This is a genomic window from Acinetobacter sp. SwsAc2, assembly GCF_013391465.1.
In the GTDB taxonomy this organism is placed as follows: Bacteria; Pseudomonadota; Gammaproteobacteria; order Pseudomonadales; family Moraxellaceae; genus Acinetobacter; species Acinetobacter johnsonii.
The window spans coordinates 14,714-30,730 of sequence record NZ_JACBEZ010000016.1; the positions used below are offsets into that span (position 1 = coordinate 14,714).

General features: G+C 40.7%; 14 protein-coding genes. 5 read left to right on the plus strand and 9 right to left on the minus strand.

The window, feature by feature from the left end; all coding sequences use genetic code 11:
* Nucleotides 1–146 precede the first annotated feature (146 nt).
* The 3 genes from HYI04_RS08795 to HYI04_RS08805 form a co-directional block, all read right to left on the minus strand.
* Nucleotides 147–485: an FKBP-type peptidyl-prolyl cis-trans isomerase gene (locus tag HYI04_RS08795; RefSeq protein ID WP_004981094.1), complete on the minus strand. Its 339-nt coding sequence runs from the start codon at nucleotides 483–485 to the stop codon at nucleotides 147–149.
* A 48-nt stretch (nucleotides 486–533) separates the two neighbouring features.
* Nucleotides 534–1,064, minus strand: coding sequence for a YaeQ family protein (locus tag HYI04_RS08800; protein WP_087010480.1), 531 nt, complete (start codon nucleotides 1,062–1,064; stop codon nucleotides 534–536).
* 68 nt (nucleotides 1,065–1,132) lie between these two features.
* A complete protein-coding gene (locus HYI04_RS08805) occupies nucleotides 1,133–2,137 on the minus strand; it encodes a GTP-binding protein (RefSeq protein WP_216070665.1) in 1,005 nt (334 codons plus the stop codon).
* Nucleotides 2,138–2,612: 475 nt separating this feature from the next.
* Here HYI04_RS08805 and HYI04_RS08810 point away from each other — a divergent pair, with 475 nt between their 5' ends.
* Nucleotides 2,613–2,816 (plus strand): hypothetical protein, encoded by a 204-nt coding sequence (locus HYI04_RS08810; protein ID WP_004694446.1) that lies wholly within the window; start codon nucleotides 2,613–2,615, stop codon nucleotides 2,814–2,816.
* Nucleotides 2,817–3,062: 246 nt separating this feature from the next.
* Here the strand turns inward: HYI04_RS08810 and HYI04_RS08815 are convergent, their stop codons facing one another.
* Nucleotides 3,063–3,584: an acyl-CoA thioesterase gene (locus tag HYI04_RS08815; protein WP_058869179.1), complete on the minus strand. Its 522-nt coding sequence runs from the start codon at nucleotides 3,582–3,584 to the stop codon at nucleotides 3,063–3,065.
* 302 nt (nucleotides 3,585–3,886) lie between these two features.
* Nucleotides 3,887–4,885 (minus strand): patatin-like phospholipase family protein, encoded by a 999-nt coding sequence (locus HYI04_RS08820; protein WP_159153517.1) that lies wholly within the window; start codon nucleotides 4,883–4,885, stop codon nucleotides 3,887–3,889.
* A 138-nt stretch (nucleotides 4,886–5,023) separates the two neighbouring features.
* Here HYI04_RS08820 and chrA point away from each other — a divergent pair, with 138 nt between their 5' ends.
* Nucleotides 5,024–6,211 (plus strand): chromate efflux transporter, encoded by a 1,188-nt coding sequence (gene chrA, locus HYI04_RS08825; RefSeq protein ID WP_062034325.1) that lies wholly within the window; start codon nucleotides 5,024–5,026, stop codon nucleotides 6,209–6,211.
* 54 nt (nucleotides 6,212–6,265) lie between these two features.
* On the opposite strand, the gene HYI04_RS08830 is transcribed toward chrA, so the two are convergent.
* The 3 genes from HYI04_RS08830 to HYI04_RS08840 all read right to left on the minus strand — a co-directional run bounded on the left by HYI04_RS08830 (nucleotide 6,266) and on the right by HYI04_RS08840 (nucleotide 10,843).
* A complete protein-coding gene (locus HYI04_RS08830; RefSeq protein WP_078388425.1) occupies nucleotides 6,266–7,741 on the minus strand; it encodes a sodium:alanine symporter family protein in 1,476 nt (491 codons plus the stop codon).
* A gap of 74 nt (nucleotides 7,742–7,815) precedes the next feature.
* Nucleotides 7,816–9,057, minus strand: a complete 1,242-nt coding sequence (gene gltS / locus HYI04_RS08835) for a sodium/glutamate symporter (RefSeq protein ID WP_078388424.1) — start codon at nucleotides 9,055–9,057, stop codon at nucleotides 7,816–7,818.
* 514 nt (nucleotides 9,058–9,571) lie between these two features.
* On the minus strand, nucleotides 9,572–10,843 hold the full coding sequence (locus tag HYI04_RS08840) for a DcaP family trimeric outer membrane transporter (RefSeq protein WP_178896071.1): 1,272 nt from the start codon (nucleotides 10,841–10,843) through the stop codon (nucleotides 9,572–9,574).
* Between the two features lie 667 nt (nucleotides 10,844–11,510).
* Here HYI04_RS08840 and HYI04_RS08845 point away from each other — a divergent pair.
* Complete coding sequence (locus HYI04_RS08845; RefSeq protein WP_372239166.1) at nucleotides 11,511–11,693, plus strand: hypothetical protein; 183 nt, start codon at nucleotides 11,511–11,513, stop codon at nucleotides 11,691–11,693.
* A gap of 45 nt (nucleotides 11,694–11,738) precedes the next feature.
* On the opposite strand, the gene HYI04_RS08850 is transcribed toward HYI04_RS08845, so the two are convergent.
* Nucleotides 11,739–12,938, minus strand: a complete 1,200-nt coding sequence (locus HYI04_RS08850; RefSeq protein ID WP_178896072.1) for a multidrug effflux MFS transporter — start codon at nucleotides 12,936–12,938, stop codon at nucleotides 11,739–11,741.
* A 141-nt stretch (nucleotides 12,939–13,079) separates the two neighbouring features.
* On the opposite strand from HYI04_RS08850, the gene yccS reads away from it, so the two are divergent.
* Together yccS and HYI04_RS08860 are read left to right on the plus strand one after the other, a co-directional pair.
* A complete protein-coding gene (gene yccS, locus HYI04_RS08855; RefSeq protein WP_178896073.1) occupies nucleotides 13,080–15,254 on the plus strand; it encodes a YccS family putative transporter in 2,175 nt (724 codons plus the stop codon).
* A gap of 85 nt (nucleotides 15,255–15,339) precedes the next feature.
* Entirely contained in the window at nucleotides 15,340–15,900 is a 561-nt protein-coding gene (locus tag HYI04_RS08860) for a YcxB family protein (protein WP_125280405.1), read from the plus strand.
* Nucleotides 15,901–16,017 lie beyond the last annotated feature (117 nt).

The window sequence follows — 16,017 nt, forward strand, 5'->3', positions numbered from 1 at the left end:
CAATGAGCTATACAAAAGCGACTCTTCCCTTAAATACGCTCTGCCTAATAATTAATCTACAAATGTTTTTCTTAAAAACCAAGTGTTTTTACAAATGAATCAAATACATCCTTGTAATTGACTCTTTTAATTATCACTATTTTTGATTAATCACGTGTTTTTACATCATACAATTCAATTTCAAAAATCAAATTTGAATTGGCAGGAATAATATTGCCCATTTTACGCTCACCATAAGCCAAATGTGATGGCACGATGAGTTTACGTTTACCACCCACTTTCATGCCCATAATCCCTTGGTCCCAACCTTTAATGACACGGCCTGTCCCAATCACAGTTTCAAAGTAGTTCCCGCGGTCTAAAGATGAGTCAAATTTGGTTCCATCTTCTAACCAGCCCGTATAATGCGTAGTGATTAAAGCACCTTTGACTGCTTCTTTGCCTTCACCGACAACCAAATCAATAATTTCTAATTCTGCGCTCATGTTCTCGCTCCAACCTGTTCAATCAATAAATCTAGTTAAACTGCTTGTTTATTGCAATTGCGTCCACTCAATAATGGCTTGAGCATTGTCACCAATTAAGGTCCACTCACCATCCATTACATTTAACTGAAGTTGCATGGTCCGCTCACACAGGGCTTGAACCGCTTCAGTACTTGCAGTCGACAACTGCCAAATTTCAACATTGTTCAATGTCTTCAACTTACTGTTGCGCTTATACCATTCATCGACCGCTGTGCCATAAGTAACAATAGCCACTTGCTTACAACGTGCACTGGCTTTTTTCACTTTATCTTCGTCTGGGCTGCCCACTTCAATCCATTTCACCAACTGACCCGTTAGGTCTTTTTCCCACAGCGCAGGCTCATTGGTTTCAAATAAATCTTTGGTAAACTCTAAAGCTTCATCCGCAAAACGTGCAAATGCCAACAAACGCACCATCAAACGCTCAATGGTTTCTGAAGGATGCAATGCCAAAGTCAGTTGATAGTCCCCATATTGGTGGACATCCATATTGGCAATATTCAAATCTGCCTTATAAATTGTAGCTTTAAGCGCCATACATACCATCCTCAAATTTGCCGACTAGCATATAAGATTTCGGCTTTTTTTGCTTAAAACAATTTAAGTCATTGCTCTATGCGACATTCAAAAAGTGCGCTTTCAAAGTCCATCCAATCTCTTTCGTTTTGAACAATCAATTCAACTCGATTATCAATCCCTTCTTCGACATCTTGATAGTTAAATTGTTCAGGATTGAAATTAAATGCCTTCCACCCCTGATTGGTATGGAAAATTCCTTTAATCCGTCGCCAATCTTGCTGTTCACAAAGTAAATCGAGTAAATCGTAAAAGTTAAAAACCCAACGCTTCGGCATTTTCCAACCTGCAACACTATAACCTTGCGCTGTTTCTACATAGTGATACGGCAACTGTTTAATCTCGGGAAAATCTTGTTGAGTCGCTTTCAACTGTTGCTGAACGTTCAGTAAAGGCTGCTTGAATCGTTTTGTTCCGATGTACTCAAAATCGATTTGCGTAAGCTCAATCTTGCCCTGCTCTGCCATCAGCCACTGCTGAGCATAAGGCTGATATTCGGTTTGCAGTTTTTCAAGAGCATCTTGATCTGTTTTTTGCATTTGAGCTTGATGCGAAACCACCACAATCTGCGCCGCTTTTAATTGATCCTGATAGAGATTTTGTGCTGTCCATGCATGATCATGTAAACGCGAACCATCCAGCACCGTGATCGGCGCACGCATGTGCAGTGTCGAGTGCCAATGAGGCTCGGTCAGTTGCTCTAGTAACTGTGCTGGATGTCCCAAGCCTGTGGGTTCAATAAACAGCCGATCAGGCTTTTGTTCTGAGAGCAAACGAGACAGTGCTATTTGCATCGGTAGTTGGCTGCTACAACATAAACAACCACCGAGTAATTCTTTCACCGCATAGCCTTCCGTTTGTGGCATGAGCTGTTGATCTACGCCAATTTGCCCAAACTCATTCATCAGTACCGCCCAAACTTCATGTTCCGGTTTCTGACCTAACAAATGCATGAGCAAAGTGGTTTTACCTGCACCAAGAAAGCCCGAAATAATATGCGTATGAACCGCCTGCGGCATCGATATCAGTTTCAAAATTTTATACCTAGCATGGAATATGATAAAAACAGCACAATAAAATAAGCCATCATCTTAATTTAAATCACCAATTTTCTCATCTCAAATCCATGGCGTCGAACACTCAGCATTCAATTGGCTAACATTTCATTCTTTTATACCCCTATTGGACAAACTTCCTTACATTTTACTCAGTACTGAAATTAGGGTTTCGCACTTAATTCGCATGCTTTGTAGAGTTTATGTGAATTTTCAAACATCCATATTGATCATTAATTCTTCATTTCATCTCAATCTATTCACAAAAAACTTCTACTTGTTACTTAAAGCTTACTATTTTTTCATCATCTGTAGTTTTAGGTAATGTGCGCTTTTCACATTGTTGCATCGATTGAATCGCAGATATTCAGGCTATAGGATGAAGCTCAGTTCAAATTGATGTGATGATCAGTCTGAACTATTTTTATCTATAAAATATAAGGATGCCAAAACCATGAAACTTTCTCACTTAATTATTGCAACATCTTTAACAGCTGCGAGCTTTGCAACTTTTGCTGCACCTCAACAAGCGCCAGCTCAAGAAGACAAAGTTGTGGTATCAACCCAAGAAACAGCTGAAACTACAGACTTAAGTGCAAATGCACCAGCTTCGGAAGCATCAGCAGAGCAACCGAATCAAGAAAAAGCCGCTAAATAATTCAAATGTTGAGAGATCCAGTGGCTTTACTCTCCTGCTGGATCGCAACAACTTTTTAGCGTCACTTGAAACCAAGATATATCCTATCTTGGTTTCTTTTTATTTATGCACATGGACTATAGCAGTTCGAGATCAACAGGTGCAGAAAGCCAAATTTGCGTAGTTTGCCCATATGAGCTTCTATTCAAAACATCGACGTCAGACATAAAAAAAGATCCCCTATACAGGAGATCCTTTTTTAACAACTTAACTATGTGATGTTTTTTTATAAATACTGCACGAAGGATGATGGTTCTCTTGTAAGCGCGCGACCTTACGTTGTTCTGCCGCTTCAAAACGGCAACGCTTCCAGTCATTGTCCAAATTCAACGCAGGAATTTGTTTTGGCTTACCATTTTCATCTACTGCAACCATAGTGAAGTAACAACTATTAGTATGGCGCACGGTACGCTTTTGAATATTTTGTGCTTCAACACGAATACCTATTTCCATCGAAGTACGACCGACATGGTTCACGCTTGCCAAGAAAGTCACTAACTCGCCCACATGAATCGGCTCTTTAAAATTAACTTTATCAACCGATAAGGTCACCACATAACTTCCTGAAAAACGACTTGCACACGCATATGCCACTTGGTCTAACAGTTTCAAAATGGTGCCACCATGCACATTTCCTGAAAAATTCGCCATATCAGGTGTCATTAAGACCGACATAGTGAGTTCAGACTGGTCATCCGCAGCCGCAGCAATTTGATCTAATGGGGACATCGCGTTCTCTAATTGGTAAGATAATAGGATATGTGACATTTATTATATCGGTTTTGAACGCTAAATTTGGTAACAAAACCATCATTATTATTTATAGTGATTTGACTATCATTCAAAAAAATATATATAAAGAACACTAAGTTTTTGAATCTATAGGCCTTCTTTAAATTTTAATTTATTCAAAAACATTGTCGCTGTGATATTTTCACAGCATATAAATGGCTTTTGCCTGATTGACTGTTTTTCGAGTTATAGTGATGTATAAAAGCCCATTCAAGCATTTATTTCTACATAGCGCCAGATCAATGCGTTCGCGCTTGGATATTTTGAATATTCAATTTTTGCTTATAATTTTTCTGCGCAAAAACTTTTTGAATCTGTCCTAACTGTGCAACGGTTGCATCGACCCCAGCTTGCATGGTCAACTCACGTCCACTGACATCAAAAATATGTAGTTTCTCACGCAAGTCTGGCTGAATCACAATATCTGCATTTTTCAGCTCAATTTGCGCAAGGTTCTTTTGCATAATATTGATATTTTGGTTAAACAGCCCCCAAACATTTGAGGTTTCGGTATACATCGGCTGTGCCAAGATATCGACCGCGATAATAATATCTGCCCCTAACTTGCGTGCCACATCAACAGGTACGGGGCTGACTAAACCACCATCTACATATTCATCAGTACCAATCTTAGTTGGAATAAACATACTCGGGATCGATACCGATGCTCGAACTGCTTGACCAGTATTGCCATAGTTAAAGACGACTTTTTTACCTTCTTTTAACTGCGTCGCCACCACATACATCGGGATAGGTAAGCGCTGTAGTGGAACATCGCTTACTTGATCATTGACATAGTCTTCAACTTTTTGACCATCAAAGAAACCTTTCATGTCCAAACGAATATCGCGCACATCACTGGCTTTCATATTCAGCGCAATATCACGAATTTGGTTGGCATTTTTACCACTTGCATACAGCGATCCGACGATACTGCCAGCACTGGTTCCCACGATAAAGTCGGGACGAATCCCCGACTGCTCTAAAACTTGAATTGCGCCAATATGCGCATAACCACGTGCACCACCACTCCCCAACACCAAGGCAATAATTGGACGGTTCTGTTCTTTTTTGAGCTGTTTAAAATTGATCTGGTTGAGTCGCTCTTGAGCTTCCCCTGACTCAGTTTCGGCTAAAAACGCCTGATTTGGCGTTTCTTGAGCCACTTTGGGCATGCTTTGACAGCCTGCTAAAGCGAGCAATGTAAACGACATAAGGCTAAGTTTAATGTTTAACATGATTCACCGAGGTTGAGATAGAGCGAAGTTTTCCAGCAGCATAGTGTATGAAAATCAGCAGTCCAAGTACTGTTGTTTTTCGTAAAAGCGTCATATTTCTCTATTATAATCTGTTTCAATTTTTCAGCATAATTCAACATGCACACTCAGCAGCTCATTCGCATCTTTCTGCATTTTTTAAAATTGGGCTGCTTGTCTTTTGGTGGCCCTGCTGCTCATTTGGTGTTTTTTCACCGACATTTTGTACAACAACTTCGGTGGTTGAGTGATGCTGAATATGCCCAGTTGGTTGCTCTCGCACAATTGCTCCCAGGACCGACCAGCAGCCAAGTGGGTATTGCCATTGGTTATCAACTCCAAGGCTACCGCGGTGCGTGCGCGGCTTGGCTCGGTTTTACTTTGCCGTCTATGCTCCTCATGGCATGTTTCGCGGTACTGGGTCAGCAGTATTTCAATCAACTCAGTGCGATGACACTACATAGCATTCAGTTGATCGTTTTTGCTGTGGTGGTCTGGGCCTTTTGGCAAATGTTGACAAGTTTCTGCAAAACTATCTGGCAATATGTGCTGATGCTACTTAGCACCTTGTTTCTTTACTTTGTGCCATGGTCATTCAGCCAAGTTATCGTCATCTTTGTTGCTGCTCTCGTCGGTATTTATTTCGCATCAGATTCGACATCAAAGCTCCAAGACAGCAGCTTAAAATCAAAAGTCCAAGCAAAGCAGACTTATCTTTGGCTAATTGCCTTTGTTTTGCCTTTTGTAGTTTTTATGGTGTTGCATTCATCTTCTTCACTCTTCTCACAGAGCCTGTTCAGTTTTTACCAAGCAGCATCTTTGGTTTTTGGTGGTGGGCATATTATTTTGCCACTTTTACATCAGGACTTCGTCTCCAGCCATATTTTATCTGCCGAACAATTTGACTTGGGTTATGCGCTGGCTCAACTCATGCCCGGCCCCTTATTTAGTTTCGCAAGTTACTTAGGTGCTTTACTGCCTTTAACTCCGTTTGTTTGGCTGAATGTGGTTCTAGCCACTTTAGCAATCTTTCTGCCCTCATTCTTTTTAATCTTTGCAGCCTTGCCCTATTGGTCTTGGCTTATGCAGCAAGCTGCAATACGAAAAGCCGTGATTGGGATTAATGCGGCAGTGGTAAGTTTACTGCTGTGTTTAGTGATACAAATGGGACAAAGTTATTTCAAGCATTGGACTGACTTAGTTTTTGTAATCGCTGTAATTTTAATGCTTCGAACCAAACTCCCGATTTGGCTAAGCCTGATTTTAAGTTTTGCACTCTATCAGCTGTTCTTTTACTTTAGCGGTTAAATAGCCATAAAAAAGCCCCTATCAATGTAGAGGCTTTTTTAATGTGCTAAAAGATTACCAAATGTCTGATTTCACTTTGTCTTTAAATTTAGGATGGTTATCCAATTTAAACACTGGCTCTTTCACACCTTGTTTCAGCTGTGCCAAATAGTCTTTTAACAGCATCAATAAGAATGGTGTTAATAACAAAATGGCAAACAAGTTAATGGTGGCCATGATACCCATGAACAAATCCGCAGTGTTCCAAATGAGAGGCACGCTCATCACTGAACCGAGATATACCATAATCAAAACAAAGATACGGAAGACGAACATCACCTTGGCATTGTTATTGATAAATTGCACATTCCCTTCAGCATAGGCATAGTTACCAATGACCGATGAAAAGGCAAACATGAACAAAATCGTTGCAAGGAAGTCATCACCCCAAGAACCAATTTGGCTCTCTAAAGCCATTTGGGTGAGCGCTACGCCTTCAAAGCCCGCATCATGATAAAGTCCTGAGGCCAAAATAATAATCGCTGTACATGAACACACCACGAAGGTATCCACAAATACACCGAGCATTTGTACCAAACCTTGGTTTACAGGGTGCTTTACATCCGATGCAGCTGCCGCATTCGGTGCTGAACCCATACCTGCTTCATTAGAGAATAAACCACGTTTAATCCCCATCATCATTGCCATAGAAACCATCGCACCGAAGAAACCACCAGCAGCAGCTTCAAACTCAAAAGCTTTAGAGAAAATGAGCTGGAAGATATCAGGTAAAATAGCGTAATTAATTACGGCGATATATAAAGCAACAGCCAAATACAACAAAGCCATCAATGGCACAAAACTTTCTGCCACTTTGGCAATACGTTTGATCCCACCAAAGATAATCATTGCGGTAAGCAAGACTAGACCTAGTCCAACCCAAGACACCACAATATGAATGCCACCGAGTTCAAATGCTAGATTGGCTTTATCCCATCCCCATGCATGTGCTGTTGCACCTGTAATTGCATTGGCTTGTACTGCGTTAAACACAAAACCATAGGTTGAAATAAGCGCAACAGCAAAGACTACACCCAACCATTTTTGTTTCAGGCCTTGGGTAATATAGTAGGCAGGTCCACCACGGAACTGTTTATTTTCTTGGTCGCGCACCTTAAATAACTGCGCGAGAGATGACTCAACAAAAGCCGAACTCATACCCAAAAATGCAGTGACCCACATCCAAAATACTGCACCCGGTCCACCAATCGCAATTGCGATCGCAACACCCGCAACATTACCTACACCTACACGGCTTGCAAGCCCAGTGACAAAAGCCTGAAAAGGTGTAATGCCATGATCATCATCACATTCCTTACGGCTTGATTTCATGACCTTGATGCTGTGCAAAAATAAGCGAACCTGTACTGCACCCGTAATTAGGGTGTAAAACAAACCGACCGCAACAAGGAAAATCACCAAAAAGTCCCACAGAGGTCCATTCAGTGTATTCACCCACCCGAGTAATGTTTCATTTAATTGATCATTCATCTCGATATCCTAATTATTGTGAGAGACCTGAAAGCAAAAAAGCCCTAGTCTCCTAGGGCAAATTGCATTTCCAATTAGTTAAAATATTGCAAAATAGACTGAATGACAGCCACGTTAATCAAATCTACAAAGAATGCGCCACATAAAGGCACAATTAAGAATGCCTTATGTGAAGGACCATACATGTTGGTAATCGCCTGCATGTTTGCAACCGCAGTCGGTGTTGCACCCATACCAAATCCACAGTGACCCGCAGATAGCACCGCAGCATCGTAGTTTTTACCCATCACACGGAATGTCACAAATGCAGCATATAAGCCCATCGTAATTGTTTGTGCACCTAAAATTACCACAAGCGGACCAGCAAGGTCAGCCAATTGCCATAATTTCAACGAAAGCAAAGCCATCGCAAGGTACAACGACAATGATGCATTACCAAATACATCAATCGCACGGTCAAAGATTTGAACTTTGAAAATACCTTCCAACACATTACGTAAAATCACACCACCTGCAAGCGCCCAAACAAATGTCGGTAACTCAAGCATTGTACCTTTCATATGGCCGGTCATAAAGTCAGCAAAAGCCAAACAGCCTGCAAACAAACCTAATGTGGTAATCGCATTATCCGCAGTGATTAAACGCACACGATGTGGATATTCAAACGGTACATATTCTGTTGAATTAATATCAGTCAGTGGCGTGTTATCACTCTTTTCAATTTGTTCATTGGTACGTGGTGTCGCCAATTGATAGCGGTTAATAAGTAACTTCGCTAGAGGACCACCAATCAAACCACCAATAATCAAACCAAATGTCGCACTCGCCATACCCAAAGCTAATGCACCTTGGATACCATGCTTAACTTCTAAAATTTCACCCCAAGCACCCGCAGTACCATGACCACCAGTTAAGGTAATTGAACCTGCAATCAAACCAATAAGTGGGTCAATACCCAATAAAGTTGCAAGGCTAATGCCGACAAAGTTTTGCACCACAATAAATGAAGCGACAGCCATCAAGAAAATAACCAGACCGATCCCGCCCTCACGCAATTTGGCAAAGTTTGCACTTAAACCAATTGAGGAAAAGAAGATCAGCATAAAACTTGTTTGCAATTCGCTACTGGTCGTGATGCTATAGCCCCAAAGACTATGCACAACCAAGGAGATAATCGCTGCAACTAAACCACCTGCGACAGGCTCAGGAATGTTGTAGCGTTTCAAGAAACCAATTTTATTTACCAAGAAGCGGCCAAGTAACAAAACAATGACAGCAGCAATCAAGGTATAAAAAGCGTTAAAAGTAAATTCCATGACAATTGTCCATAAAGCGGATGCTTAGATTTTGTTATCTGGCTAATAAGCCACCGAATCCATTGATACTTCAAGAGATATTTCGTAAATCTGAGACAAACTCAGTCTTGCGTATGGAAATTCAGGCAATGGGTAAATTGGTAACAAACTAAGCGATCTGATGCATAACATGTTCAGTTCTACACGATGAGTAAACTGAAATAACGTAATGCCCAATAATGTTTGGACACAGATACGGTTTTTGAAAAAAATCACAAAACCGCCCCATATTGCTTTAAAAACAAGCAATAAATGCACAATATGGGCGAAAGACGGACATTATGCAGATTTTTTATAGATAATCTTTATTTTTTTACAATAATTTCCAACTATTTCACTTATTCTTTTTCTACTCTAATACTTAAGTCTATATTTAGGTTGTATTTAGTACAGTTAAAAATGACTTGATAAAGAATGAAAAAAACAGGAGCGCAAAGCTCCTGTTTTTTAATCTTACATCTATATCATTTGACGATTAGAAGCTGTATTTCGCCATCAAGCCAACACGGTTGTCTTTTTTGCTTTCACCAGCAAATGTATCACGTTTACCATTGATATATTCAACACCTAAGTCCAATGGCTTAACTGGTGAATAGATGAAGTTAATCCATGCTTGGTAAACTTCTTCGTTTGCTGTTGGGTTTAAAGTTGCATAATCTGTGCCGTCATCTGCAAAGAGTGCGCCATAGGCTAAAGTCGAACGCAATTTCTCGTTGAACTTGTACGTACCACCGACTTGTACACCAAACGCTTCATTTTGTGCAATCTTGTCATTTGCAGCATTAACCACATATGCAGAATTACTGCCATATAAGTAGTTGCTGTTGCCGTCAACATAAGACACATCAGCACTGAGTTTTAGCGGGTCCATTACTTGATAATTTACACCTGCTGCTACACCCCAACCAGTATCAGAATCGTTAGCAGATTTGTAGTTTTCGACCAAAGCACGCGCAGATACAGAACCTTTACCATCAGCAAAACCTTGCGTCAATTTCGCAGTTAAGTTGGGTACGCTATATTTAATTGCAGCATCTGAACTACCACTATTGCTATTCCCTTCTTCCGCAGCAATAAATAATTTCGTTGCAGGTGCTAAATTAAAGCCATAACGTACTTGTGGAATACGTGCTGTACCACCACCAACGTTAGTCCCAAAGTCAATCATTTCTGGCGCATGATTAGACAAGAAGTTAGATGTGGTTTGACCAAACAACCAGCTGTTATAAGTCAAATATGCATGACGAATACGCAGTGCTTCATTTGTTCCAGCAAAGTCTACTTCTACTTTACCGCCAAGTTTGTTATCGCCACCAACATTGGTATTGAAATCTAAACCTAAACGCGTAGTTTTTGCTGTTGCACGAAGTTTGTCTTTAGTTTTACCATCTGAACTTGCAACTTTGTTGAAGTCGTCATCCGCACCTTCAATAATGTAGTTTGCATCACCACGCACATAACCATACAGGTTAATGTCTGCACCAGACTTAGATTTGAACGAAGACAGTGGAGATTCAGCTTTTACTGGAGCAGGCTGTGCTTTCACTTGTTGAATCTGAACGGCTTGCTGTTGTTGAACTTGTTGCTGTTGTTGCATCAATGCTTTTAGCTCTGCAACTTCAGCGCGTAATTGCGCGAGTTCTTGTTGTTCTTTGGTTGCAGCATGAGTTGTTGTCATCATCAGAGCAGCCACACTTAGTGCTAGGCTTTGAGCGATAAATGGCTTTTTATTGAGGGCTAAACGCATACACGAACTTCCTATATTACATTGTTAATGGTGAATCAAGAATTCCATTTCAGTAAAATTTTTTGCACAAAAGACCATTCCGTTTTGGTCTTTTCATATGCAAAATAATCTTATAAAGATGAAAAATCGCACATTTCGATGTTTTAAGATATGACCTTTTATTACTCTTGCCACTAAAGTCTAATTCCAGCAATTTTGAACGATAATTGATGTTATTCACGATTGGCTTTGAAGCATCAAATTACAATTTAGACAGACTTTTGCAATAATTAAGTAACAATTCTTCATATTTTCTTAAATATAGACTGAGTTTTATTTGATATCTATACTTTTTTCTTATAACTAAAGTCTTAGCCTAATAGATAGCCACCTATGCCGAATGATGGGTAAAAATCACACCTTTGCACCAAAAAAGCTTAACCATTCAGACTATTATTGAGCATAGTGAATGAAATATTATCCGATACGAATACACAGTTATGGCAAATCGATGTGCTCACAAGAAAACTCCTAACAAGATGTTTGAGCAAACCTGTCATACTCAATTTAGACCGTCTGCACATCCTGAAAAGACAACGAATAACAAGCAAATTTTACACATCATCCTGAAAAATGGATTTCGCCTTTTATTGAGCGCCGCCGTGAAAATGGTTGGGGCTTATATGGTTTGCTTAATATTCAAAAAGGTGAAAAAGCAAAAATCCCACAGCAGCAACCACGTAATGACGAATTTTTTGATGCGCCTGTCGGACTATTCTTCATAGTCAATCAAGTTATGGTCATCAACGAGAAAATCGATATTGCCATGATAATGCAAAATGCGATTATTGCAGCCAAAGCACGAGACTAAACACCTAAAATGAGTCTCTTTTTTATATAGTCACGACTTCAATTTTTAGGCTTTTTCGTGCTCAAGCTTAAACACATAATACAAAGCCAAAGCTACAAAAATAGCCATGACAATGGCCATATTCAAGAGTGCCGACCAGAGTAGAAAATTAAGAATCACACCACAAAGTAGACCACAACCAAATTGCATGCTGCCCATAATCGCACTGGCCGTTCCTGCTCGTGCACCCTGCTCAGACATTGCAATCGCCATGGCATTTGGCCCTGTAAACCCGATTGCTGCGACAGCGAGAAACATCCCTGCACATACGATATATAAGGGCGCATGCGTCATGCTACCAGCTACCAACAACATCCCCACACCAGCCAACTGAAAAAAACTGCCTAATTTTAAACGCTGAAAAACACTTAACTTTTGTGCCAGACGTTTATTGAAGGTCGAGAACAGCATAATCCCAACTGCATTAGCACCAAAGGCATAGGCAAAAACTTGCTGACTTAAGCCGTAACCATCCATCAGAATGGCAGCAGAAGCACTGATATAGCAAAAGAGTACAGCCCCAGCAAAACATCCAACAAACATCGGACGTCTAAAGCTCGAATCTTGCAGAATCGCCCCGTAGAGGTTTAAAACTTGATTAAAGTTAAGCTTTAAACGACGCTTCGAATCTAAAGTTTCTTCAAAGAAAAAGTGTACGCAGCACAGGCTTCCCAAACCAACGACCATCAAAAAGGCGAAAATGCTATGCCAACTACTAAAACTAAGTACCAGCGCGCCTAAACTCGGCGCAATAATTGGCGCGATGGTGGTCACGATCATCATACTGGCAAATGCTTGGGCTGAGGCTTGCATATCTAAACGATCACGAATCGCAGCTCGAGCAATCACCACACCCACACAACCGCCTAAGGCTTGCAAAACCCGGGCGGCAATGAGGCTCCACTCACTGTTTGCAAACACACACAGTAAACTGGCAATAATGTAGAGACTTAGGCCAAAATACAGCGGTTTTTTCCGCCCAATTCGGTCACTTACCGGCCCATAAATCAGTTGTCCAATAGCCAAGCCTAAGAAGTACGCAGGTAAGCTGTTGGCCACCATTTGTGTGCTTACCCCAAAGTCATTCGCCATTTGTGGCAAAGCGGGTAAATACATATCAATCGACAGTGGACCGAGTGCAGTCAGTGAAGCAAGTAAGAGAATCCAAGCGTTGGAATAGACCGCTTTTTCCTGTGTAGTCGGCATAGGATTAATTTATGTTTTGGAAGGAGAGTTTGCAGACAAGTTTACACGCTCCATAGTATGATTTATAGCAGAGCAGGTGAAATTTCACATATTCTCATATTTGAAAATTGTCCAACCCTAAGCGACAAACCAAGGTGCCCTTTGAAAGCATGGCTGACCAGTCTAAAACAGGCTACTTATAATACAACCTTCATGTATAACCTCCGCATGGTCATTACTTTTGCAGGGACTGCTTTTGTTCCATATTTTATGGGTTTTCAACTGGCAACTATTCCGCTGACACTCGGCGCAGTTGCTGCGGGTTTAAGTGATATTGATGACCGCTTTTCCGTGCGGATCATGAATTTAATTTTTACCTATATTGGCTTTTTCATTACCGCAACGTCGATTTACTTTTTATTTCCGCACCCAATTTTATTCGCACTGGGACTGATAGTTTCGTGTATTGGCCTGATTTTACTGGGCTCACTGGGACGTCGTTATGCCACGATTTCCTATGGTTGCTTAGTGGTTTCGGTTTACTCCATGCTCGGTGTCGGACTTTTTGACAACTGGTATACACAACCGTCTCTGCTGGTGATTGGGGCAATTTGGTATAGTATTATTTCAACCATCAGTTTTCTGCTCTTTCCTGTTCGTCAAGTACAAGACAATCTATCGAAGTGTTATTCCTCACTCGCCGATTTTCTATTTGCCAAATCCAACCTGTTTGATGTTGATATGACAGCAAACAGCTATCAACAGAGCATGATTGAACTGTCGTTGGAAAATGGTAAATTAATTGCAATTTTCAACGACATGAAAACCGCCCTACTCACCCGTTTAAAAGGTGACCGTGGACAACGAGATACCCGTCGCAGTCTGCAATATTATTTTGTGGCACAAGATATTCACGAGCGTGCAGATTCAGCACATATTGATTATCAAAAACTGGCGAAAATTTTTCAACACAGCGATATCTTATTCCGCTTTCAACGAATTTTATCTATTCAAGCCAAAGCCTGTAAGGACTTAAGCAGCAGCATTTTAAACCGGCAAACCTACACCCATAATAAGCGCTTTAAACATGCATTTGAAAACCTCCGTTTATCATTAGAAAAGCTCAGAGACGAACAACAATACGATCAAATTTGGGTCAATGCTCTGTTTTCGTTGTATCAAAACTTAAAGTCTATTGATGCGCAGCTACGTAATTTAGAAACTGAACGCAATATTAAGCTCGATAAAACCAAACATATCGAAAGCCAGCTCAAAGATGATGACCTGAAAGGCTGGGATGACATTAAGGTTCGGATTAAACAACATCTCACCCCAGAGTCGGTGTTATTTCGACACGCGATTCGTTTATCTATCGTGCTGTTAGTTGGATATATCTTTGTTCAAGTCACTAACATTGAATATGGGTACTGGATTCTACTTACAGCACTCTTTGTCAGTCAGCCCAATTTCAACGCAACCAAACGTCGTTTACGTTTACGTATCGTAGGGACGTTGGTCGGAATCATTTTAGGGTATGCCGTATTGTACTTTGTACCTTCGATTGAAGGACAACTTCTCGTATTGGTCATCAGCGGGGTACTTTTCTTTGAGCTTCGCAGTAAACAATACGCTCAAGCCACCGCTTTCATCACCATTTTGGCACTGATTAATTTCAACTTAGATGGTATGGGATATGAAGCTGCCCTTCCGCGCATGATGGATACCTTAATTGGCTGTGGACTGGCATGGTTAGGTGTAAGTTTCATTTTCCCAGACTGGAAGTTCCGTCGCCTACCCCGCACAATTTACCGTTCGCTTTCCGCTCAATGTGATTATCTGGCTGAGGTGATTGAACAGTATAAGTCTGGACGCAACAATGGTCTGAATTATCGTGTGGTCCGTCGTGCTGCACACAATACCGATGCCGAAGTTGCTTCACTCATTTCAACTTTAGCCACCGAGCCCGATTTTGACCCAACGCAAAAGAGTTTGGCGTTTGAATTCTTGTGCCTCAATCATACCTTTATTAGCTATATTGCAGCTTTGGGGGCTCATCGCGAAAAAATTGACGACCCAGAAATTTTAGAATTGATGGATCGCGCTTTTGACAATATCCAAGGTGCGCTCCTGCGGGATGAAATGCCTGATTTAACTGCGCAAAATATGCTACAGACCATTCGTCAGCGTTTAAGCCAAAATAATGAGGAAGATCAGAAAGCATTGATCATTTTACAACAGCTTTCGTTGATGTTTAGCATCTTGAATCAGTTTAGTCGTTTGAAGCAAAGTTTAAGCCACGAACGGGATCATGAGGCCACAGAACTGGCTTCATTATAATTTGGGTGATTTTGGAACAATATACTCACTGAAATGCTCTAAATGATGCTAAACTTTTTGCAGTTTTAAATCTGTTACTTTCACTATGACCGCGAAAAATTTATACGCTTATACTTTACAGCCTGTGACCTATGAAATCACTGAAGCTGAACAACGCGATGCTCAATTAAAAATTTGGCGTAGCACAAACAAAATTAGCATTAAAGCTTGGATCATCATGGCTGTCGTTACAGCCCTTTCGATTCTTGGCCTAATTTTACTCAAAAATTATTCAACCATCTTTTGTTGGGTCGCAATCGCCTGCGTCGTGGTTTACCTTTTAGTCCGTAAATTCGGTTTAGAATGGTATGTGAAGCGCAAAATGAATGAGTTTCCAGTTCAGGAAATTAAAGGCATTCGTTTAGGTGTACAACCTCACGGTCTGATTATGCGCCAGCAAATGGGCATGCAAGAAGGTGTCGGTGCAATCGGTTGGAAAGACATCTACGAATGGTACAACACACCTGAGTTTTTGTTGATTAAATTCAAAGTGAAAGGCCAAGAAGGTGCATACATTCTGCCAAAACGCATGGATAGCAAAAACTTCTCGTTTAATACGATTCGTAAACATTTAAAAGAAACAGTTGGTGAAGCGCAGCCACTTTAAGTCCTGCCTTTCTTTTCTGTAAAAAAAAACCTCCAACTTTTGGAGGTTTTTTTATATCCTAAACTCTCGAATACAAATGATAATGAGAATAAATATTAATTTCTAAATCCATATTAT